This window comes from Blastococcus sp. SYSU D00868 (genome assembly GCF_054050575.1).
This window is the reverse complement of the sequence record NZ_JBJGZO010000009.1, coordinates 40,604-59,984: the sequence shown is the minus strand read 5'-3', so window position 1 is coordinate 59,984 and position 19,381 is coordinate 40,604. Positions and strand designations below refer to the sequence as shown.

General features: G+C 75.8%; 18 protein-coding genes, 1 tRNA gene and 3 pseudogenes. 9 read left to right on the top strand and 13 right to left on the bottom strand.

Annotated elements, in window-relative coordinates; all coding sequences use genetic code 11:
• Nucleotides 1–21 precede the first annotated feature (21 nt).
• A complete protein-coding gene (locus tag ACI79F_RS10395; RefSeq protein ID WP_456545225.1) occupies nt 22–984 on the bottom strand; it encodes an isopenicillin N synthase family dioxygenase in 963 nt (320 codons plus the stop codon).
• Between the two features lie 98 nt (nt 985–1,082).
• Nucleotides 1,083–1,871 (bottom strand): IclR family transcriptional regulator, encoded by a 789-nt coding sequence (locus ACI79F_RS10390; protein ID WP_456545226.1) that lies wholly within the window; start codon nt 1,869–1,871, stop codon nt 1,083–1,085.
• Nucleotides 1,872–2,142: 271 nt separating this feature from the next.
• Here ACI79F_RS10390 and ACI79F_RS10385 point away from each other — a divergent pair, with 271 nt between their 5' ends.
• The 4 genes from ACI79F_RS10385 to ACI79F_RS10370 are packed head-to-tail and all read left to right on the top strand — an operon-like array spanning nt 2,143 to nt 6,610.
• A complete protein-coding gene (locus ACI79F_RS10385; RefSeq protein ID WP_456545227.1) occupies nt 2,143–3,585 on the top strand; it encodes an aromatic ring-hydroxylating oxygenase subunit alpha in 1,443 nt (480 codons plus the stop codon).
• Complete coding sequence (locus tag ACI79F_RS10380; protein WP_456545228.1) at nt 3,582–4,097, top strand: aromatic-ring-hydroxylating dioxygenase subunit beta; 516 nt, start codon at nt 3,582–3,584, stop codon at nt 4,095–4,097. Before ACI79F_RS10385 ends, ACI79F_RS10380 begins: the two co-directional genes overlap by 4 nt.
• Nucleotides 4,098–4,106: 9 nt before the next feature.
• Entirely contained in the window at nt 4,107–5,318 is a 1,212-nt protein-coding gene (locus tag ACI79F_RS10375) for a Dabb family protein (protein WP_456545229.1), read from the top strand.
• A 56-nt stretch (nt 5,319–5,374) separates the two neighbouring features.
• The gene (locus tag ACI79F_RS10370; RefSeq protein WP_456545230.1) at nt 5,375–6,610 is read left to right on the top strand and encodes a hypothetical protein; all 1,236 of its coding nucleotides are present in this window, start codon (nt 5,375–5,377) and stop codon (nt 6,608–6,610) included.
• Between the two features lie 45 nt (nt 6,611–6,655).
• Here the strand turns inward: ACI79F_RS10370 and ACI79F_RS10365 are convergent, their stop codons facing one another.
• The 4 genes from ACI79F_RS10365 to ACI79F_RS10350 form a co-directional block, all read right to left on the bottom strand.
• Entirely contained in the window at nt 6,656–7,600 is a 945-nt protein-coding gene (locus ACI79F_RS10365; RefSeq protein ID WP_456545231.1) for a ribokinase, read from the bottom strand.
• Between the two features lie 146 nt (nt 7,601–7,746).
• Nucleotides 7,747–8,826, bottom strand: coding sequence for a TauD/TfdA family dioxygenase (locus ACI79F_RS10360; protein WP_456545232.1), 1,080 nt, complete (start codon nt 8,824–8,826; stop codon nt 7,747–7,749).
• A 305-nt stretch (nt 8,827–9,131) separates the two neighbouring features.
• Nucleotides 9,132–9,290: a hypothetical protein gene (locus ACI79F_RS10355; RefSeq protein ID WP_456545233.1), complete on the bottom strand. Its 159-nt coding sequence runs from the start codon at nt 9,288–9,290 to the stop codon at nt 9,132–9,134.
• Nucleotides 9,287–9,853: a DUF6328 family protein gene (locus ACI79F_RS10350; protein WP_456545234.1), complete on the bottom strand. Its 567-nt coding sequence runs from the start codon at nt 9,851–9,853 to the stop codon at nt 9,287–9,289. Before ACI79F_RS10350 ends, ACI79F_RS10355 begins: the two co-directional genes overlap by 4 nt.
• A gap of 106 nt (nt 9,854–9,959) precedes the next feature.
• Here ACI79F_RS10350 and ACI79F_RS10345 point away from each other — a divergent pair, with 106 nt between their 5' ends.
• From ACI79F_RS10345 to ACI79F_RS10330, 4 genes are all read left to right on the top strand, one after another.
• Nucleotides 9,960–10,301, top strand: a complete 342-nt coding sequence (locus ACI79F_RS10345) for a DUF3140 domain-containing protein (RefSeq protein ID WP_456545235.1) — start codon at nt 9,960–9,962, stop codon at nt 10,299–10,301.
• 7 nt (nt 10,302–10,308) lie between these two features.
• Nucleotides 10,309–11,085, top strand: coding sequence for a methyltransferase domain-containing protein (locus tag ACI79F_RS10340; protein WP_456545236.1), 777 nt, complete (start codon nt 10,309–10,311; stop codon nt 11,083–11,085).
• A gap of 40 nt (nt 11,086–11,125) precedes the next feature.
• Nucleotides 11,126–12,151: a type III polyketide synthase gene (locus ACI79F_RS10335; RefSeq protein WP_456545237.1), complete on the top strand. Its 1,026-nt coding sequence runs from the start codon at nt 11,126–11,128 to the stop codon at nt 12,149–12,151.
• Between the two features lie 94 nt (nt 12,152–12,245).
• Entirely contained in the window at nt 12,246–12,887 is a 642-nt protein-coding gene (locus ACI79F_RS10330) for a response regulator (RefSeq protein WP_456545238.1), read from the top strand.
• Nucleotides 12,888–12,894: 7 nt separating this feature from the next.
• On the opposite strand, the gene ACI79F_RS10325 is transcribed toward ACI79F_RS10330, so the two are convergent.
• The 3 genes from ACI79F_RS10325 to ACI79F_RS10315 form a co-directional block, all read right to left on the bottom strand.
• Nucleotides 12,895–14,562 (bottom strand): sensor histidine kinase, encoded by a 1,668-nt coding sequence (locus tag ACI79F_RS10325; protein ID WP_456545239.1) that lies wholly within the window; start codon nt 14,560–14,562, stop codon nt 12,895–12,897.
• Between the two features lie 42 nt (nt 14,563–14,604).
• Complete coding sequence (locus ACI79F_RS10320; RefSeq protein WP_456545240.1) at nt 14,605–15,024, bottom strand: universal stress protein; 420 nt, start codon at nt 15,022–15,024, stop codon at nt 14,605–14,607.
• Between the two features lie 107 nt (nt 15,025–15,131).
• Nucleotides 15,132–15,938: a putative protein N(5)-glutamine methyltransferase gene (locus ACI79F_RS10315; protein WP_456545241.1), complete on the bottom strand. Its 807-nt coding sequence runs from the start codon at nt 15,936–15,938 to the stop codon at nt 15,132–15,134.
• 38 nt (nt 15,939–15,976) lie between these two features.
• Here ACI79F_RS10315 and ACI79F_RS10310 point away from each other — a divergent pair, with 38 nt between their 5' ends.
• A complete protein-coding gene (locus ACI79F_RS10310; protein ID WP_456545242.1) occupies nt 15,977–16,648 on the top strand; it encodes a class I SAM-dependent methyltransferase in 672 nt (223 codons plus the stop codon).
• 17 nt (nt 16,649–16,665) lie between these two features.
• Here the strand turns inward: ACI79F_RS10310 and ACI79F_RS10305 are convergent.
• From ACI79F_RS10305 to ACI79F_RS10290, 4 genes and pseudogenes are all read right to left on the bottom strand, one after another.
• Nucleotides 16,666–16,736, bottom strand: a tRNA-Gly gene (locus ACI79F_RS10305).
• Nucleotides 16,737–16,843: 107 nt separating this feature from the next.
• Nucleotides 16,844–17,131 (bottom strand): annotated as a pseudogene (locus tag ACI79F_RS10300) (ATP-binding protein); the annotation flags it as partial.
• A gap of 231 nt (nt 17,132–17,362) precedes the next feature.
• A pseudogene (locus tag ACI79F_RS10295) lies at nt 17,363–17,653 on the bottom strand (response regulator transcription factor); the annotation flags it as partial.
• Between the two features lie 252 nt (nt 17,654–17,905).
• Nucleotides 17,906–18,934 (bottom strand): annotated as a pseudogene (locus ACI79F_RS10290) (sensor histidine kinase); the annotation flags it as partial.
• Between the last annotated feature and the right edge of the window lie 447 nt (nt 18,935–19,381).

Genomic DNA, 19,381 nt, shown 5'->3' with positions numbered 1-19,381 from the left:
CGGGCCGGGCGGCGTCCGGTGTCAGGCGCCGGCCGCCCCGTAGGTCTCCCGCTGCCGTTCGCGGGTGTGCTCGGCGGGCGTCGTCGGGGGGTACCGGTCGGGCACGCCGGGGACATGGCAGGTGGGCAGGCAGCTCACCGGGTGGTCCGGGCGCCCGGAGAAGAACAGCGGCATGGAGTACCGCTCCCGGCCGGAGGTGTTGACCACCCGGTGCAGGGTCGAGCGGTAGAGGTCGTTGGTCCAGCGGGCCATGAGGTCGCCGAGGTTGACCACGAAGCTGCCGGGGACCGGGGGTGCGGCGACCCAGCCCCGTTCCCCCAGCACCTCGAGGCCGCCCACCTCGTCCTGGGCCAGCACGGTGATGGCGCCCCAGTCGGTGTGCTCGCCGGCGCCCTTCTGGCCGGGGGCGGCGTGTGCCGGCTGCGGCGGGTAGTGGACCAGGCGCAGCGTCGGCGCGGGGTCGGCGCAGAACTCGCGGAAGTGGTCCTCGGGGAGGTCCAGGGACAGCGCCAGCCCGCGCATCAGCGTGACCGCGAGGTCGGTCGTGGCGGCGTAGTACTCCTCGAACACCGCCCGGAACGCCGGCAGGTCCTCCGGCCAGCGGTTCCGCTTCCCGGCCGCGCCGTCGCGGCCGAGGTAGAAGCCCTCCTTGAGGTCGGCGGGCGTCCCGGCCTCCAGGGTCTGCCCGCGCAGCTCCTCGTAGCCGCGGTCGAACGCCGAGCGGTCCATGCCGGCGCGGCGCTTGCGCTCCAGGGGCAGGTCGAAGAACCGCCGGGCCTGGTCGAACGCGGCGTCCACCAGCTCCGGCGGCACGGCGTGCCCGGTGACGTAGAAGAAGCCCGTGTCGCGGCAGGCCGCCCGCAACCGGCCGCCGACGTCGGCGCGCTCGGCGGGGTCGTCGCTGCCCAGGCCGCGGATGTCGACCACCGGGAGCGCCGTCGTGTCGGTGCCCGCCACCGGGTGCTGCGCTCCGCCGTCCGCCACGAGGGCCTCCCGCGCCGAGGGACCGGACGCGACGGACGCTAGGGATCCCCCGCGTGTCTCGTCAAGAGAGACGACGTCCCGGGAGCCGGGATGCCGGGTCAGCCCACGGCGGGGGCGGGGGCCTCGGTGCCGAGGTGCGAGGAGATCTCCTTGGCGGTCTGCACGAGGGCGGCCGCCATCGGGCTGTGCACGTCGGGGTCGATGGACGCCGTCGTCCCGACGATGGCGACGGCCCCGACGAGGGCGGGGCCCTGGAAGACCGGGGCCGCGAGGGTGCGGACGCCGTTGACCGCCGGCACGTTGACCGAGACCCCGGCCGCCCGCACCGCATCGATCTCCGCGCGCAGCCCGGGATCGCGCTTGAGCGCGCGGGGCAGCCCGGCGACCTCCTCCGGGCGCAGCCACGCGCAGAACACCCGGCCCTGGGCCGACTGCACCGGGTCCAGCCGCGAGCCGACGCGGACGCTGATCCGGATCACCCGGTCGGTGTTGTCCACCGAGCGGACGACGATGGGCGACTCGCCGTCCCAGACGGAGAGGACGACGGTCTCGTCCACCTGGTGCAGCAGCCGCTCCATGAACGGCTCGGCCGCGCTGACGATCGGCAGGCCGGCGCGGGCCGCGGCGCCCAGGGTGAGCACCTGCGGGCCCAGGGAGAACAGCGCCGTCCGCTCGTCGTAGCGCAGCAGCTTCGCCGCCCGCAGCGCCTTGGTGTAGCGGTGCGCGGTCGCCTTGCTCGCCCCCAGGCGCTGCGTGATCTCGTTCAGGCTCAGGTAGGGCTTGGCCGGCGTGAACGCGTCGAGGATGAGCGCGGCCCGCTGCACGGTCTGGATGGTCGGGGCGGCCGCGTCGCCATCGCGTGCCGGGCGGCTGGCAGGCTCGGACACGGGCGCGCTCCTCGGTGCGTGGAGGGGAGGGTGATCGTCGGCGATGCTGTCTCCCGACGTGAGACAGCATCCTGACTCCCGAGACGGCGGCGGTCAACGGCCGAGGTCCGCCGGCACCCATGGTCCTCGCCGCGGCGCGGTGGTTGACATCCCCCCGCGTGCGGCACATGCTCAGTACCGCCATGCGAGACAGCGTCTCGCATGTGTTTCTGCCGAGTTACCGCGTAGTCGTCGTGCCGCCTCCGCCCCGGCGAGGCAGACGGGAGTCCCTGTGACGTCGCCCAGCCCGGTCTCCTCCTCCGCCGGCGCGCCGCCGCTGGTCGTGCAGGACTGGGACCGTCTCGCCTTCCGCGTGCACCGCCGCGCCTACCGCGACGCGGAGCTGTTCGCCGCGGAGCGCAGCCGGATCTGGGAGCGCACCTGGCTCTACCTCGGGCACGAGACGGAGCTGCCGAACCCGAACGACTTCAAGGTCCGCACCCTGGGCGGCCGGCCGCTGATCTTCACCCGCGACTCCACCGGGCAGCTGCACGCCTTCCTCAACAGCTGCCCCCACCGCGGCACCGTGCTGTGCCGCGAGACGCAGGGCTCCAGCAAGCACTTCAACTGCTTCTACCACGCGTGGGCGTTCCACAACACGGGCGAGGTGGCCGCCATCCCGGACCCGTCGGCCTACGCCGACGAGGAGTACAAGGCCAGCATGCGGCTGCGCGAGGTCGCGCGGCTGGAGGTCTTCGAGGGCTTCGTCTTCGTCTCCTTCACCGACGACGTCCCGCCGCTGGAGGAGTACCTCGGCCCCGCGGCCGACTACATCCGGATGATCGGCGAGCAGCACGTGGCCGGCATGGAGGTCCTCCCCGGCACCCAGCTCTACGGCGTCCGCGGCAACTGGAAGCTCGCCGTCGAGAACGCCATGGACGGCTACCACTTCTCCCCGACCCACAACACCTTCGTGGGCTACCTGCGGGAGAGCGGCTTCGCCGTCGACGACGACGACCAGTACGCCTACAACCTGGGCAACGGGCACTCGCTGCTGATCCTCACCGGCCACGGCGGGCGGATCAGCATGCTGTGGGAGCCGCGCTTCGGCGAGGAGGAGCGGGTCCGCACCGCCGAGCACCGCCGCGAGATGGAGCTGCGGCTGGGCTCCGAGCGGGCGCACCTGGTGGCCGACGAGAGCCACATCCTCTTCGTCTTCCCCAACCTCCTGCTGTTCGACCTCGAGGGCCTGTCGATCCGCCAGCTGGAGCCGGTCGCCCCCGGGCACACCGACGTGCGCGCCTGGCAGCTGGCCCCGCGCGGCGAGGACCCGGCCGTCCGCGACCTGCGGATGCGGACGATGGTCAGCTTCGTCGGCCCCGGCGGGCTGGCGACGCCGGACGACATCGAGGCCTACGAGGCCGTGCAGCGCGGCATCGAGGCCACCGCCGGCGACGAGCGCGCCGAGACCGACTACAGCGACATGTCCCGCGGCATGGCCGCCGACGCGTCCGGCGAGCGCGGCCGCTCCACCGACGAGGGCGCCATGCGCGGCTTCTGGCGCCACTGGGCCACCGCGGTGGGCGCGGGCGGCCCGGTCGACGTCGGGACGCCCCCGCCGCCGCACCCCGAGCCCACCCCGCTGCCCAGCAAGCGCCCGCACGGGCTGGACGAGATCCTCGCCGGGCTCGAGACGGGCGCCCCGACCGCCGCCGAGGAGGTGGCGGCCCGATGACCGCGCTGGACACGGCCCTGGCCGGCTCCACCCGCACCGTGACCCGGGCCGAGGTGGAGGACTTCCTCTTCGCCGAGGCCGACCTGCTCGACCGCCAGCGCTACGACGACTGGCTGGCCCTGTTCGTCGAGGGCGGCCGGTTCGAGGTGCCGACCACCGACGCCGGCGACACCCCGGCCAGCCAGGGCGGGTACTTCGTCTGCGACGACTGGGACCTGCTGCGCGCCCGGGTGAAGCGGCTGAAGAGCCGCAAGGCGCACGCGGAGAACCCCGCGTCGCTGACGCACCGGATGATCGCCAACGTGCGGCTGCTGGAGCGGGACGGCGACGAGCTGGCCGTGACCGCCAACTTCATCGTCCACCGCGCCCGCGACGGGCACACCAACGCCTTCCCCGGCCGCTACGCGCACCGGCTGCTGGTGACCGAGGACGGGCTGCGCTTCCGGCTGCGCCGCTCGGTCCTCGCGCTCGAGCGGCTCGAGGCCGGCGCCCGGCTCTCCTTCATCCTCTAGGGGCTGCTCATGATCCGGCACACCGTGGCCTTCCGGTTCGCCGAGGGCGTCGACCAGCCGACGATCGACGCCCTCCTCGCCGAGCTGGAGACCTTCCCGGCGCACTACCCGGCGATGCAGCGGTGGTCCTCGGGCCTCAACCGCAGCACCCGCGACGACCGCTTCACCCACGCGTTCTCGGTCGAGTTCGACACCGAGGCCGAGCTCGCCGCCTACCTGTCCAGCGAGCGGCACGAACGCTTCGTCACCGAGGTCTTCCGGCCGGTCGTCGCCGAGCGGGCCATCGTCAGCTACGAGTACACGCCCAGCGCAGGAGACGTCATGACCGCACCGGCGAAGACCCGCCCGCACGGCCCGTTCGGGATGGAGTACGCCCGCATCGAGGTCCCCGACCTCGACGAGACGATCGACTTCCTCGTCTACCACGTGGGGCTCCAGGTGGAGGAGCGGACGGCGGAGCGGGCCTACCTGCGCACCGACATCGAGCACCACTGCATCGAGCTCGTCTCGGCGCCGCACCGGGAGATCGGGCACACCGTGGCCGTCGGCTACAGCGTGGAGAACGCCGAGGTGCTCGGCCAGATCCAGAAGCGGGTCGTCGACGCCGGCCTCGAGGTGCTGGAGCTCGAGGAGCGCCAGCAGGCCCTGTGCGACGAGGGCTTCGCCGTCCGCGACCCCGACGGGATGATCGTGGAGCTGTTCACCGAGTACCAGGAGTACGCCGAGGCCCCGCACGTCGAGCTGCGGCCGGTCGACCTCGTGCACCCGTTCCTGATCACCGAGAGGTTCGACGAGATGGTCGGCTTCTACCAGGGCGTGCTCGGCTTCGTCCCCAGCGACCACGTCGTCGGCTCGACGACGTTCTTCCGCTGCGAGGACCGCTACCACCACAGCCTGGCGATCTCGCGCAGTCGCGGGGAGGGCTCCTTCGTCGGCCACCTGTGCTTCGCGATGAAGAGCCTCGACCACGTCATGCGGATGCGCGCCCGCGCCCTCTACAAGGGCCGGCCGATCGTCTCGGACATGGTCAACCACTCGGCGTCGACGTCGATCGCCTTCTACATGCACGAGCCGCGCTTCGGGCCTCGCTACGAGCTGTGCGACTCCCACCGGGTGTTCACGCCGGAGGAGCACGAGACGCACCGCGCCCGGAAGATGCCGGCCGACCCGCGCAACATCGACGTCTGGCGGCCCGCCGGCGACGACTGGGGCCGTTTCTGAGCCGCACCGCGGACGTCGCCGAGGGCGGCGGGGAGCTCCTCCCCGCCGCCCTCGGCGTGCTGTCGGCCACCCCGGCGCCGCACGGGGCGGAGCGGCCGGCCGCCGAGGCACTGGCCGCCTGGGGCCGGGGCGCGCTGCCCGGGCTGGGCTGGTCCGTGACGCCCGTGGGGGAGGCCGGCGCGAACGTCGTCGTCACGCTGCCCGGCGACGGCCCGCCGGCGCTGCTGCTCGCCTCCCACCTCGACACCTCCCTGTCCGGGCGGCCCGCCGAGGACGCGCCGGTCACCGGCCGCGCCGACGACCCCGGCCCGCTGCGGATCGACGGCGACGAGGTGAGCGGCCCCGGCCTGGGCGTGGCCCGCGGCCCCGCCGCCGCGGCGCTCACCGGACTCGCCCTCTCCGCGCAGCGGCTGGCCGGCCGCCCGCACCGCACCGTGCAGCTGCTCCTGGCCGGCTCCGGCACGCACCGCAGCGCGCTGCCGGCCGCGGTCCCGCCGGACTCCGTGCGTCCCTCCTCCAGCGCGGGGGCTGCGGCGTTCCTGGCGTCGTCCCCGCGCCCGGACGCCGTCCTGGTCGCCAAGGGCGGCCCCCCGGCCGTCCTGCGGGCCGAGCCGGGCGCGGGCTACCTGCGGCTCACCGTGACCGGCCGGATGGGCGCCGCCCTGGCGCCCGCCTCGGCCGACCCGGTCGGCGGGGTGCTCGTGCACGCCGGGACGGTGCTGGAGGCCGTGGGCCGGTGGCGGGTGGCCTTCCGCGACGCCCGCCGCGGCCGCCCCGACTCGCTCGGCGGCGAGCTGGGCCTGGGGGCGCTGTCCGGCGGTCGGCCGGACAAGCCCGACCTGCTGCCCGCGGCGCTGGACCTGCGGCTGTACGCGGTGACCGTGCCGGGGGACGACCTGGCGGCGCTCGGCGAGGAGCTGGCGGCCGCGGTGCGGGCCGGGCTGGCGAGCACGCCGCTGGCCGGCTGCGCCGTGGCCGTCGCGGCGGAGCCGCTGCACCCGGCGGGGGTCACGGCCGCCGACGCGCCGGTCGTGCGGGCCGCGGAGGCCGCCTGGGCGCGGCACCGGCCCGAGCCGCCGGTCGCCGTCCGCGACTGGACCGGGTCGACCGACGGCGTCGTCTTCCGGGCCGCCGGGATCGACACGGCGCGCACGGGGCCGGCGGCGTCGCCGGACCCGGCCGACCCGCGCCGCGACCGGCTGTCGCTGGCCGAGCTGCGCTCGTTCGCCGAGCTCTACGCCGACGTCGCCGTCACCCTCGCCGCCCCCGAGGCCGCCACCCCCGAGGCATAGGAAGCTCTACGCACGTCCTGGCCGCGAGGACGTGCGTAGAGCTTCCTATGCCCGGACGGTGTCCAGGGGCTCGGGGGCCGGGGTCCTCTCCAGGGCCTTCTGGACGTCGCGGTTGGCCGGCAGCGCGCCGCGGGCGCCGGGGCCCGTCGTGGACAGCGCCGCCGCGGTGGCCGCGTAGCGCACCGCCTCGGGCAGCTGTTGTCCCCGCGCCAGCGCCTGGCACAGCGCCCCGCAGAAGCAGTCCCCGGCGCCGGTGGTGTCGACGGGGGTGACCGTCGGCGGCCCCTGCAGCAGCGCCGGACCGCCGTCGGCCGGGACGACGACCGCGCCGCGCGCGCCCACGGTCACCACCACCGCCGTCCCCGGGCCGGCGAGCTCGCGGGCCAGCGCGGCGACCTCGGCCGGCGACCGCTCGGTGTCCTCGACGCCGGCCAGCGAAGCCAGCTCGTGCTCGTTGGGCACCAGGACGTCGACCCGCTCCAGCAGCTCCGCGGGCAGCGGCGCCGGCGGCGCGGGGTTGAGCACCACGGTGCCCGCCGCGGCGCGCGCGGCCGCGGTCACCGTCTCCATCGGCACCTCGAACTGCAGGAGCAGCACGTCGGCCCGGTGCACGGGGGCGACGTCGACGTCCTCGGGGGTCAGCGCGGCGTTGGCGCCGGGCACCACGACGATGAGGTTCTCGCCGCTGCCGCTCTCCACCGGGATCGTGGCGGTGCCGGTCGGCACCCCGGGCGTGCGGTGCACGCGGCTGACGTTCACCCGGCACTCGGCCAGCGCGGCCTGCATGCGGGCCCCGGCGGGGTCGTCGCCGACCCGCCCGACCATGTGCACGCCGGGCCCGAGGCGGCCGGCGGCGGCGGCCTGGTTGGCACCCTTGCCGCCCGCGGCGGTGGCGGGCGTGCCGCCGATGACGGTCTCGCCGCGGCCGGGGAGCCGCTCGACGGGGATGAGCACGTCCTCGTTGAGGCTGCCGACGACGGTGACGGACAACGGACCTCCTGGTCTGGGAGCGGCGGACAGCGGACAGCGGACGGCGGCGGGCCCCCGAGGGCGCCCGCCGCCGCCGCGATCAGTGGCCATCCTCCAGGGGCCCGCCCCGAGCTCGTGAGGGGCGGGGGGAAGGGTGGTCCTCGCCGCTACAGGCCCCAGGTCATGTCGGGGACGGCGGCGCTCGCGATGTGCGCGATGCGCTCGACGTCCTCCTTCTCGCTGCGGTCGCTGTCGCGGCCCTGGACGACGGAGTTCTTGCCGAAGCCCTCGACCAGCGGCCGGCCGACGTCCCGCTTGAGCCACAGCCGCAGCAGGTGGCGACGGCGCTCGACCTCGGGGAAGTCCTCGTAGGAGGTCCGCGAGTGCAGGGCGGCGTAGTTCAGCAGCCACTGCACGTCGCCGGGTTGGAAGTCCATGTCGATCGGCAGGCCCTCCTCCTGCGACACCTCGTCGTAGAGGGCCAGGAGCTCGCGCTGCGCGTCGGTGAGCCGCGGGACGTCGGGGAAGCGCTGCGCGGACTCGATCATCGAGCTGCCGGCGTAGCTGGAGAAGACGCCGTCCACCCAGCTGCAGATCGGCGAGGTGTACCAGTCGGCGGGCGCGTCCTTGTCCTGCGCCTTCCAGTCCCAGTACCAGGTCTCGAACAGCAGCGGGGCGAGGTCGGGGCGGCGCCGCAGGATCTCGTTGTAGATCGTCGCGCCGCTGACCAGGCTGCTCGACCCGCCGGCCTTCGCGCCCCGCAGGCACATGAGGGCGACGACGTCGGAGCTGTCGGAGTGGAACGGCAGCCGGTCGCGGACCCGGGAGGGCAGCGCGCCGTCGGCCATCGTCAGGTTCGACGTCGCGATGACGTGGTCGAGCAGGTCACCGACCTCGTTCTGCTTCATCGGCACGCCCAGGTGCAGGCCGATCACGAAGAAGATCGCCGCCGCCAGCACGTCGCCGTACTCCTCGGTGCGCAGCCCGCGGACCAGGATGAAGCCGCGGCCGCTGTCGAGCTGCTCGGACACCTCGCGCAGGTGGGCGGCGTTGGCCGGGATCGGGTACTGCTCGGCGGTCACCGTCCGCAGGTCGGGGTCATCGGCGACGAACCGGCGGCCCACCTCCTCGAGCTCGGTGCGCTCGGCGTCGGAGAGCTCGTGGATCCACTCGGTCGACTGCGACAGGACGTCGCCCCGCCAGGCGGCGGGTCCCTCCACCGGGGAGAGCGAGACGGTGCTGGTCATGGGGTTCCTCCACGGGACGGGCGTGCGGTGGTCGGGGACGGATCGCCGGGGATGCACCACGAGCCCGCGGACGTCGGCGACGTCGGCGGGCTCGTGGGCGGGAGATCAGAAGGGGACCTGGACGGCCCCGGCGGCGGTGCCGGGACGGATGCTCGGGCGCAGGGACGGGGCGGGCGTGCCGGCTGCGGTCACGGTCGGCCTCCCCGGGTGTGTGTGCTGCGCGCGAGCGGTGCCCGGAACGCTAGGGCACGCCACCGCGGAGCGTCAAGAGAGACGACGTCCCGCATCGCGAGACCAGGGATGACTCAGGACGGCGTCTCCGCGCCCTCCCCGCCGACGTCGCCGCCCTCGGCGGGCTGGTCGGGGTGCGGCGTGCGGCCGTCGCCCCCGGTGCCCTCGTCCGGCTCCTGCTCGCCGCTCTCGGCGGGCTGCTCGGGGTGCGGGGTGCGGCCGGGTTCGCTCATGGTGGGTCCTCCCTCGGGGTCGACGTCGGGCCTGTATCCCCGGGTCCGTCCGGGAAACGGGGACGGCGGGCCCACAGCGGCAGCGCGTACCAGGTGAGCGCCCCGGTGAGCAGGACCAGCCCGCCGGAGGCGATCGCGACCGCCCGGTTCAGGGCGACGTCCAGCACGAGCATCGTGCCGGTGCTGATCGCGACCACGAGCATGGCCAGGCCGGCCTGCAGCAGCACGTTGGCCACGTGCACGATCGCGCCCTTCTGCCGCCGCCGGAACACCAGCCGGTGGAAGGACACCGGCGCGATGAGCAGCACCGTCGCCAGCGCGGTGGTCAGCAGGGTCACCGTGTAGACGGTCACGCCGAAGCCGTCGATCTCGGCGAACCGCTGGGTGAAGGCCAGGCCGAGCAGGAAGGCGAAGAGCACCTGCACGCCGGTGATCGCCACCCGCAGCTCCTGGAGGAGCTCGTTGAGGTTGCGGTCCAGCAGCTGGTCGAGCGTCTCGCCGCGGGCATCGGCGCTGCGCCGCGCGGCCGAGCCGTCGAAGCGCCCGGGCGGAGGGTCCTGCACGGTACGGGGTCGTACCCGGAGGTGTCGCGGCCGCACACCCGGTTCCCCGCCGGGCACGACCGGGTAGGGCGCGACCGATCGACCGACCGAGACGAGGGAGGACCCCATGGCCGACGAGGACCACGACGCCACGCGACGCCAATTCAGCGAGGCGGTGAACATGACCGCGAGCGAGCTGAAGGAGTGGCTGGCCACCGACGAGTCGCGGGAGGTGGGGCAGAAGAGCGGCGGGTCCGGGGAGTCCACCGGGCACGAGTCGGGCCGCCGGATCGTCGAGCTCCTGCGGACGAAGCAGGCCGACCTGACCGACGACGACCACGCGCACATGCGCACCGTGCACGGGTACGTGCAGCGACACCTCGCCCAGCGGCCGAAGAAGGAGGACGTCGAGTCCTCCAGGTGGCGGTACTCGCTGATGAACTGGGGGCACGACCCGCTCAAGAGCTAGGAGCCGCATGCGGCGCGACGACCCCCGGCGCAACGACAACGCGCAGTACGACGAGCTGGCCGACCAGTGGTGGGAGCCGGCGGGCGGCTTCGCGATGCTGCACTGGCTGGCCGCCGCCCGCGCCGAGCACCTCCCGCCGGCGGCCGCGCCGGGCGCCGTCCTGGTCGACCTCGCGTGCGGCGGCGGGCTCATGGCCCCGCACGCGGCGCGGCTGGGCTACCGGCACGTCGGGGTGGACCTGAACCTGGCCGGGCTGCGCACGGCCCGCGAGCACGGCGTCCTGCCGATCCGCGGGTCGGTGCTGCAGGTCCCGCTGGCCGACGCGTGCACCGACGTCGTCGTCGCCGGGGAGGTCCTCGAGCACGTGGAGGACGACGTGGCCGTCCTGGCCGAGTGCGCCCGGCTGCTGCGGCCCGGCGGCACGCTGGTCATCGACGCGATCGCCGACACCCGCCTCGCCGGCTGGGTCGCCGTCGACCTCTTCGAGCGGATCCCCGGCGGGCCGCCCCCCGGCATCCACGACCCGCGGCTGTTCGTCGACCGCAGGCGGCTGCTGGCCGCCGCCGACCGGCTCGGGCTGGACCTGCGGCTGGTCGGGCTGCGGCCCTCGCTGCGCGACCTGGTGGCCTGGCGGAGGGGTCGCCGCCCGGACGTCCGGATGCGCCGGATCCCGCTCACGTCGGTCCTCTTCGCCGGCTACGGGGTCAAGCGCGCCACCGGACCGGGCGCCCACGACCCGGTGAGGCGGCACGGAACGCCGTCCCCGCCTACCGTCGAGGGATGAGCGCCCCGCTGAGCAGCACGGACGTCCGGGAGCGACGGTGGTGAGCGCGGTCGTCACCGGCTCGGGCTCCGCCCTGCCCGCGACCCTAGACCAGGACGCCGCCTGGGAGGGCTTCTTCGCCCGGCACTACGCGGGCGTGCGGGCGGCCCGCCGGATCTTCGCCTCCGCGGGCGTGCGCACCCGGCACGCCGTCGCCAACCCGGTCGACGAGGACCTCAGCGGCTGGAGCACCGGGGCGCGGATGGCCCGCTACGTGCAGGAGGCGCTGCCCCTGGGCAAGCAGGCGGTCGCCGGGGCGCTGGACCGCGCCGGGCTGGCGCCGGGGGACGTCGGGCTGTTCGCCGTCGCCACCTGCACCGGCTACGCCACCCCGGGCCTGGATATCCGGCTGGCCGCCGACCTGGGCATGCCGCCGGGGCTGCAGCGGCTGCTGATCGGCCACATGGGCTGCTACGCGGCGATCCCCGGGCTCGCGGCCGTCGGCGACTTCGTCACCGCGCGGGCCCGGCCGGCGGTGCTGCTGTGCTGCGAGCTCACCAGCCTGCACGTGCAGCCGGCGCAGCGGGACCTCGAGCAGGTGGTGGCGCACGCGCTGTTCTCCGACGCGGCCGCCGCGGTGGTCGTGCAGCCCGGCGCCGGCTCCGGGCGGCGGCTGGCCGGCGTGGTCGCGCGCACCGACAGCTCCACCGCCGACCACATGACCTGGGACGTCACGGACCTGGGCTTCCGCATGGGGCTGTCCCCGCGGGTGCCCGACGTGCTCGCCCGGCACGTGGGCGCGGTGGTCGACGAACTGCTCACCGGGGCGGGGCTGCGGGTCGAGGACGTCGCGGGCTGGGCGGTGCACCCCGGCGGACCGCGCATCCTCGACGTCGTCCGCGACGAGCTGGGCCTGGCCGAGGAGCAGATGGCCGCCTCGCGGCGGGTGCTGGCCGAGCACGGGAACTGCTCGTCGGCCACCGTGCTGCTGGTCCTCGACGAGCTGGGCGACGTCGACGGTCCGGTCGTGGCCATGGCGTTCGGTCCCGGGCTCACGCTGTACGCGGCGCTGCTGCTGCCCGCTTGACGCTCCGTGCAGGCCGGGATGTACTCCCGACCTGCAGGAGTTACTCTGCGTGACACGCGTCAGTGACGCGTCTCACATCGAGAGGCGGTGGGCGTTGCCGGGCAGTTCCGTGCGGGTGTTCCTCGTGGACGACCACGAGGTGGTCCGCCGTGGGGTCGCCGAGGTGCTCGAGGACGACCCGGGCATCGTCGTCGTCGGCGAGGCCGGGTCGGTGGCCGAGGCGCTGGCGCGGGTGCCCGCGGTGCGCCCGCACGTCACGGTGGTGGACATGCGCCTGCCCGACGGGGACGGCGCCGAGGTGTGCCGGCAGCTGCGCGATCGCGTGCCGGGCCTGCGCTTCCTGGTGCTGACCAGCTACGCCGACGAGGAGGCGGTGGCCGCCGCGCTCGCCGCCGGGGCCTCGGGCTACCTGCTCAAGCAGGTCCGCGGCGCGGCGCTGGTCTCCGCCGTCCGCACGGTCGCCGCCGGTGGCACGCACTACGGCGTCGCTCCGCCGGCGCAGCCGGCCCCCCGCCCGCGGGACCCCGAGCGCACGCGGCGGCTGGCCACCCTCACCGAGCAGGAGCGCACGGTGCTGCGGCTGATCGGCGAGGGCCTGACCAACCGCCAGATCGGGGCCCGGATGGGGCTGGCCGAGAAGACGGTGAAGAACTACACCAGCCACCTGCTCGCCAAGCTCAACCTCGAGCGGCGCACGCAGGCGGCGATCCTGGCCACGGAGCTGCGCGACCGCTGAGGAGGGCTCAGGCGCGGGGGACCGACCAGCGCACGGAGGTCCCGGAGGCGCCGGTGGTGACCTCCATCCGGCCACCGCGCCGTTCCGCCCGGTCGGTCAGGTTGGCCAGGCCGCTGCGGGCCGTCACCGGGGGGATGCCGCGCCCGTCGTCGGTCACCACCACCGCGACCTCGGAGTCGACCAGCACCTCGACGGTCACCCGGCTGGCGCCGGCGTGCCGGACGACGTTGGTCACCAGCTCGCGCAGCGCGGCGACGGCGTCGTGCACCAGCTCGGCCGGCAGGTCCTCCGAGCCGTCCCGGATCCGCAGGTCCACCCGCAGGTCGTGACCCTCCGTGACCGAGCGCACCACCTCGGCCAGCCGCGCCCGGACAGTGGTGGTCGAGCCCGTCCCGACCTCGTGCAGCTCGAAGATCACGCTGCGGATCCGCCGGATCGTCTCGTCGAGCTCGTCCACCCGCTGGGCGATCCGCGTCGCGGCGTCGGGGGCCCGGTCCTCCAGCGAGCGGCCGATCCGGTCCAGGGCCAGCGCGCTCGCGTAGATGCGCTGCACCACGTGGTCGTGCAGGTCGCGGGCGATCCGGTCCCGGTCGGCGGCGACCTCGAGGTCGCGCTCGCGGGCGCGGCTGCGGGCCAACTCGAGGGCGACCCCGACCCGCGACGCGAACGGTGCGGCGACCTCCAGGTCCGCGGGGGTGTACAGCGGACGGCCCTCCCGCCGCAGCGCGACGAGCGTCGCCGGGGTCGGGGGGCCGGCCAGCGGCAGCACCATCGCCGGCCCGAACCCGTCGGCGACGATCTCGCGGATCACCGGCGCGTAGGGCTGGCTCTCCGCCCGGGCCGTCACGTCCTCGAGCAGGACGGGCACCCCGTCCCGGTGCGCCGTGAGCAGCCGCGTGCCGGCCATGGGCAGCCGGACGCCCTCCGCGTCGGCGCCGACCTCCCCCGCGCCCGCGATCACGGTGAACGCGTCCTCGGCGTCGCCGTCCAGCGGGGCGAGCACGCCGCAGAGGTCGGCCCCGGACAGCTCCGCCACCCGCTCGGTCACCTCGTGCAGCACCAGGTCGGGGTCGCTCGCCGACAGCAGCGAGGTGACCACGGCCGCGCCCGCCTGCACCCACGCCCGCCGCCGCTCGGCGGCCTCGGCCAGCCGGGCGTTCTCGATGGCCAGCCCCGCCGCGGCCGCGAGCGCCTCGACGACCTCCTCGTCGGCGGCCGTGAACCCGGCGCCGCCCTGCTTCTCGGTGAGGTAGATGTTGCCGAACACCGTGTCCCCGGAGCGGACGGGGACGCCGAGGAAGGACCGCATGGGCGGGTGCCCCGGCGGGAAGCCGATCGAGGAGGGGTGCGCGCCCAGGTCGTCGAGCCGCAGCGGTCGCGGGTCGTCGACGAGCAGGCCGAGGATGCCCTTCCCTTCGGGCAGCCGGCCGATCCGCGCCAGGTCCTCGTCGCCCATGCCGACCACCACGAAGCGGTCGAGCTGGCGGCCGTCGGGGGTGAGCACGCCGAGCGCGCCGTAGCCGGCGCCGGAATGCTCCATCGCCGCGCGGACGACCTCGCGCAGGGTGGACTCGAGCCGGCCGTCCTCCGCGGTCTCCCGGGCGGAGGCGGCCGCGCGGACGGCGGCGGCGAGGCGGGTGGGCTCGGCCGGACCCTCGCCGTCGGGCGGGGTCACGGCCCGACCGGCAGGGGACGGCGGCACGATCGAACGGCCGCCTCAGGCGCCGCGGGCCAGGCGACGCGCCGGCGGGCGGGGCACCGCCGGGCGCAGCAGCGTCTTGCCGGTCCCGGTGACCATGACCAGGTCCCCGCCCCGGCAGGCGCCGGCGAGCGCCTCGAAGACCGGGCGCTCGAGCACCGCGGCACGGGCGCGGCCGTGCACGCCGGTCTCGGCGATGGCCCGCAGCAGTTGCGCCTCGACCTGGGCGCGGGCGGTGGCCAGGACGGCGGGCGTCCCCCCGTCCGCGTCGTCCACCACCCAGGCGGCGACGACCGTCGCCTCCCGGCGCGCGGCCTCGTGCAGCGCCCAGACGAGCGAGCGGTAGGCGGAGGGGGAGCCGTCGACGTCCACGAGCAGGGCGGGCGGCTGACGCCGCAGACGCAGGTGTTCGAGACGGAGGGGCTCCACGTCTGTCATGGCGCCATCGTGACCGGACCGCAACCGTCGGTACAGGGACCAAGGGCCTACCTGACCTGGCCCGAGATCTGGGCGTCGGTGTTCCGGAACCTCCGCGAACCATCCGCTCACGCCTCGTCACCACGCGCGCGCCCGACGACCGCCGTGGCACCCCGGTCGCGGTCCTCGTGGACCGACGCGCGCAGGCCGGCCGCCCGGACCGCCGCGGCCGTGGACTCCGCCTGCGCCGCGCTGGTCTCCAGCAGCAGCGCCCCGCCCGGCGCCAGCCACCGCGGGGCGCCCGCCGCCACGCGCCGGTGCAGGTCGAGGCCGTCGGGGCCGCCGTCGAGCGCCGTCCGCGGCTCGTGCAGGCGCGCCTCCGGCGGCATGAGCGCGATCGCCTCGGTGGGCACGTAGGGCGCGTTGACCAGCAGCAGGTCGACCCGGCCGCGCAGCTGCCCGGGCAGGGCGTCGTAGAGGTCCCCCCGGTGGACGTGGCCGCCGTGGGGGCGCACGGTCCGCGCCGCGCACCGGACGGCGGCCGGGTCGACGTCGGCGGCGTGCAACTCGACCGCCGTGGTCCGCGCGGCGACGGCCGCGCCGAGGGCGCCGGTGCCGCAGCACAGGTCGACGACGACCTGCGGCGCCGGCACCGCGGCGAGGGCGAGGTCGACCAGCAGCCCGCTGCGCTGCCGGGGCACGAAGACCCCCGGCTCGACCGGGACGCGCACGCCGGCGAACTCCGCCCAGCCGACGACCTGCTCCAGCGGCTCCCCGGCGACCCGGCGCGCCAGCAGGGCGGCCAGCTCCGCCGGGTCGCCGGCCGCCTCGAGCAGCACGGTGGCCTCGTCCTCGGCGAAGACGCAGCCGGCGGCGCGCAGCGCGGCGACGAGCGCGGCGGTGCGCGCGGCCTCCTCGGCCGGGGCGGGGTGCACCCGGGCAGTGTGCCGGGCCCGCCGCCAGACTCGGGGGCGTGCTCCCCGACGCCGACCCGTACGCGGGACTGCCGGCCGGCTTCTCCGACCGCATGGACCCCGGCCCCGACGACCTGTTCTACCGGCCGCAGCGGCTGGTGACACACATCGACGACGAGGCGATCGCGGCCGTGGGCGCGCTGTACGCCGAGCTCGGCATCGACGGGGCCGCCGGCCGGCCGGTCCGGGTGCTCGACCTCATGTCCTCGTGGGTCTCGCACTTCCGGACGCCGCCCGCGGAGCTGGTCGTGCTCGGGATGAACGCCGCGGAGCTGGCCGCCAACCCGGCCGCCACGGAGCGGGTCGTGCACGACCTCAACGCCGATCCGCGGGTGCCGCTGCCGGACGCCGACGTGGACGCGGTCGTCTGCTGCGTGTCGATCGACTACCTGGTCCGCCCCATCGAGGTGCTGGCCGACGTGGCCCGGGTGCTGCGGCCCGGCGGCGTTCTGGCGGTGACCTTCTCCAACCGGTGCTTCCCGACGAAGGCGGTGCGCGGCTGGCTGGTCACCCCGGAGGCGCGGCGCGGGGAGCTGGTGGCGGAGCTGGTGCGCCGGTCGGGCGGGTTCGGGGAGCCGGCGGTCGCCCTGCGGACCCCGCCCGGGCTCGGCGACCCGCTCTGGGCGGTGACCGCCGTCCGCGCCGGCAACGACGACGGGCCCGGTCGGTGACCGGGCCCGTCGGGGAGAGCGGGTGACGAGAATCGAACTCGCACTGTCAGCTTGGGAAGCTGATGTTCTACCATTGAACTACACCCGCGAGCGGCCTCGGGCCGCGGCGACAACAGTAGCAAGCCCCCGCCCGCGAGCGGAGCCCGGGCACACCCGTCGGGGTGGGTCGGCGGGGCGGACGCGCCGGCCGGGCGGTCAGCTCCGTCGGGCCCGGATCACCACCGTGGTGCCCTCCGCGCTCGGGGTTGCGGTGACCTCGGCGAACGCGCTCATCAGCATGGACCCGCGGCCGCGGTCCATGCTCGGCACCCGCTCCCGCCAGTGCCCGTGGTCGCGGACCGCGACGACGACCTCGTCGTCCCCGATCTCGGCGGTGACGTCGACGAACGGCTCCGTCGGCTCCTGGGCGTGCTCGACGGCGTTGGTCGCGGCCTCGCAGGCGGCCAGCAGCAGGTCGTAGGCGAGGTCCTCGGGCAGGCCGGCGTCGGTGAACAACGCCCGCAGCCGGCGCCGCAGCGCCGGGATGGACGACGTCGTGGAGGGCAGCCGCCAGCGCGCCGAGCGGGCGATGCGCTCCTCCCGCGGCGGAGCCGGCCGGACCTCCGCAGCAGCCCGCACCGGCTCGCGGGGGCGCGGCGGTGCGGCGGGGGCCGGGACGGTGTCGACGGGCGGCGCGACGGGGTGGTCCGGGGCGGGGACGGTCGCCCCGGCCGTGCGCTCGAGCACCGCGCGCACCCGGGCGAGCAGCTCGGCGGACTCGAACGGCTTGGGCAGGTAGTCGTCGGCGCCGGCCTCCAGCCCCTCCACCGCCGCCTCCTGCCCCGCCCGCGCGGTCAGCATCACGACCGGGACGCCGCGGGTGGCGGGGTCCGTGCGCAGCGCGCGGAGCAGCTCGAACCCGTCGAGGACCGGCATCATCACGTCGGTCAGCACGAGGTCGGGCCGGCCGCGGCGGACCTCCTCCAGCGCCTGCCTCCCGTCGGCCGCCGTCCGGACGACGTGGTGCGGGGCGAGCAGCCGGGTGAGGTAGGCCCGCATGTCGGCGTTGTCGTCGACGACCAGGACGGTGGTGCGGTCCTCCCCGGGTGCCGCGGGCGGCGCGTCCGGGACCGGGTCGCCGTCCCACGGGGTCAGGGCCGCCGCGGCCGGCCGCTCCGCGGGCGGCGTGGGCTCGGCCGCGGCGGCGTCGGGCTCGCCGTAGGGGAGACGCACGGTGAAGGTGCTGCCGACCCCGGGCTCGCTGGCGACCGCGACCGTGCCGCCGTGCAGGTGCACGAGCTCCGCCACCAGCGCCAGGCCGAGGCCGGTGCCCTCCCGGCTGCGGGCCGCGCTGTCGGTGCCGCGGTGGAAGCGCTCGAAGACCGAGGAGAGCTCGTCGGCGGGGATGCCCACGCCGGTGTCGGCGACGCGGAGCTCCAGCCCCTCGTCGTCGCCGCGCAGCGAGACGTCGATGCCGCCGACGAACGTGTACTTGACCGCGTTGCCCACCAGGTTGAGGACGATCTTCTCCCACATCCGCGGGTCGACCGCGGCGTCGTGCGGGAGCGGCGGGCAGTCGACGGTGAGCGCCAGCCCGGCCCGCTCGGCGGCGGCGCGCAGCACGCCGGCCAGCTCGGCGGTGAGGGCGGCGACGTCGGTCGTGACGCGGACGGCGGCGGCGCGGCCGGCCTCGATGCTGGCGAACTCCAGCAGGTCGTCGATCAACCGGCGCAGCCGCTGCCCGTTGCGCAGCGCCAGGGTCAGGCGCTCGGCGACGTCGTCGGGCAGCCGGTCGGCGCCGTCGGCGAGCACGTCGGCCAGGGGGCCGAGCAGCAGGGTGACCGGGGTGCGCAGCTCGTGGCTGATGTCGGAGAAGAAGGCGGTCTTGGCCCGGTCGAGCTCGGCCAGCGACTCCGCGCGGGCGCGCTCGGCGGCGTAGGCGCGGGCGTTGACCACCGCGGCGGCCACCTGCCCTGCGAGCAGCTCCTGGAAGGACCGGTACTCGGCGTCCAGCGCCCGGTTGGGGTTCACCCCGGCCAGCAGCGCGCCGACGACCGCGCCTCCGCTGCCCCCGGTCAGCGGCAGCACGACGGCCTCGGTCACCGGGTCGCCCAGGGGCCCGCTGCGCGTGGCGAGGCCCCCGACCGCCAGCTCCCGGAGCGCGGCGACGTCGTCGACGGCGGCCGGCAGCCGGGTGCCGTCGCAGCCGCCGGAGGCGACCAGGTCGAGCCCGCTGCCGTCGGCCCGGCCCAGCCAGACGGCGGCGACCGGGACGTCGCCGGGCGCCTCGTCGATGGCGGCGCACATGGCCCGGACGACGGCGGCGTCGTCGTCCAGCCGGGTGCCGGAGCTGGCCACCCGGCGCAGCAGCTCCTGCCGGCGCTCGGCCAGCACCTGGCGGGTGACCTCGGTGCAGACGGCGTGCATGCCGGCGACCTCGCCGTCGTCGCCGAACGCGGGCGCGTGCGAGACCGTGAAGTAGGCCTCCTCGCGGTACCCGGCCCGCTCCAGGGGGAGCAGCAGCTGCGGGATCCAGCTCGGCTCGCGGGTGGCCATGGCGTGCTCGACCGGCCCCTGCAGGGCCGACCAGCCCTCGGCCAGGGTCACGCGCAGGTCGTCGCCGATCGCGCCGGGGTGCTTGGCGCCGATGAGCTGGGCGTAGGCGTCGTTGTAGATCTGGGTGTACTGCGGACCCCAGGTCAGGATCATCGGGAACCGCGAGGCCAGCACGGTCCGGACGGCGAAGCGCAGGCT

Coding starts and splice junctions, on each gene's coding strand:
- ACI79F_RS10320 (WP_456545240.1), bottom strand. CDS start 15,024: ATGACAGACGTGGAGCCCCTCCGTCTCGAACACCTGCGTCTGCGGCGT.
- ACI79F_RS10355 (WP_456545233.1), bottom strand. CDS start 9,290: ATGAGCGAACCCGGCCGCACCCCGCACCCCGAGCAGCCCGCCGAGAGC.
- ACI79F_RS10345 (WP_456545235.1), top strand. CDS start 9,960: ATGGCCGACGAGGACCACGACGCCACGCGACGCCAATTCAGCGAGGCG.
- ACI79F_RS10380 (WP_456545228.1), top strand. CDS start 3,582: ATGACCGCGCTGGACACGGCCCTGGCCGGCTCCACCCGCACCGTGACC.
- ACI79F_RS10375 (WP_456545229.1), top strand. CDS start 4,107: ATGATCCGGCACACCGTGGCCTTCCGGTTCGCCGAGGGCGTCGACCAG.
- ACI79F_RS10360 (WP_456545232.1), bottom strand. CDS start 8,826: ATGACCAGCACCGTCTCGCTCTCCCCGGTGGAGGGACCCGCCGCCTGG.
- ACI79F_RS10340 (WP_456545236.1), top strand. CDS start 10,309: ATGCGGCGCGACGACCCCCGGCGCAACGACAACGCGCAGTACGACGAG.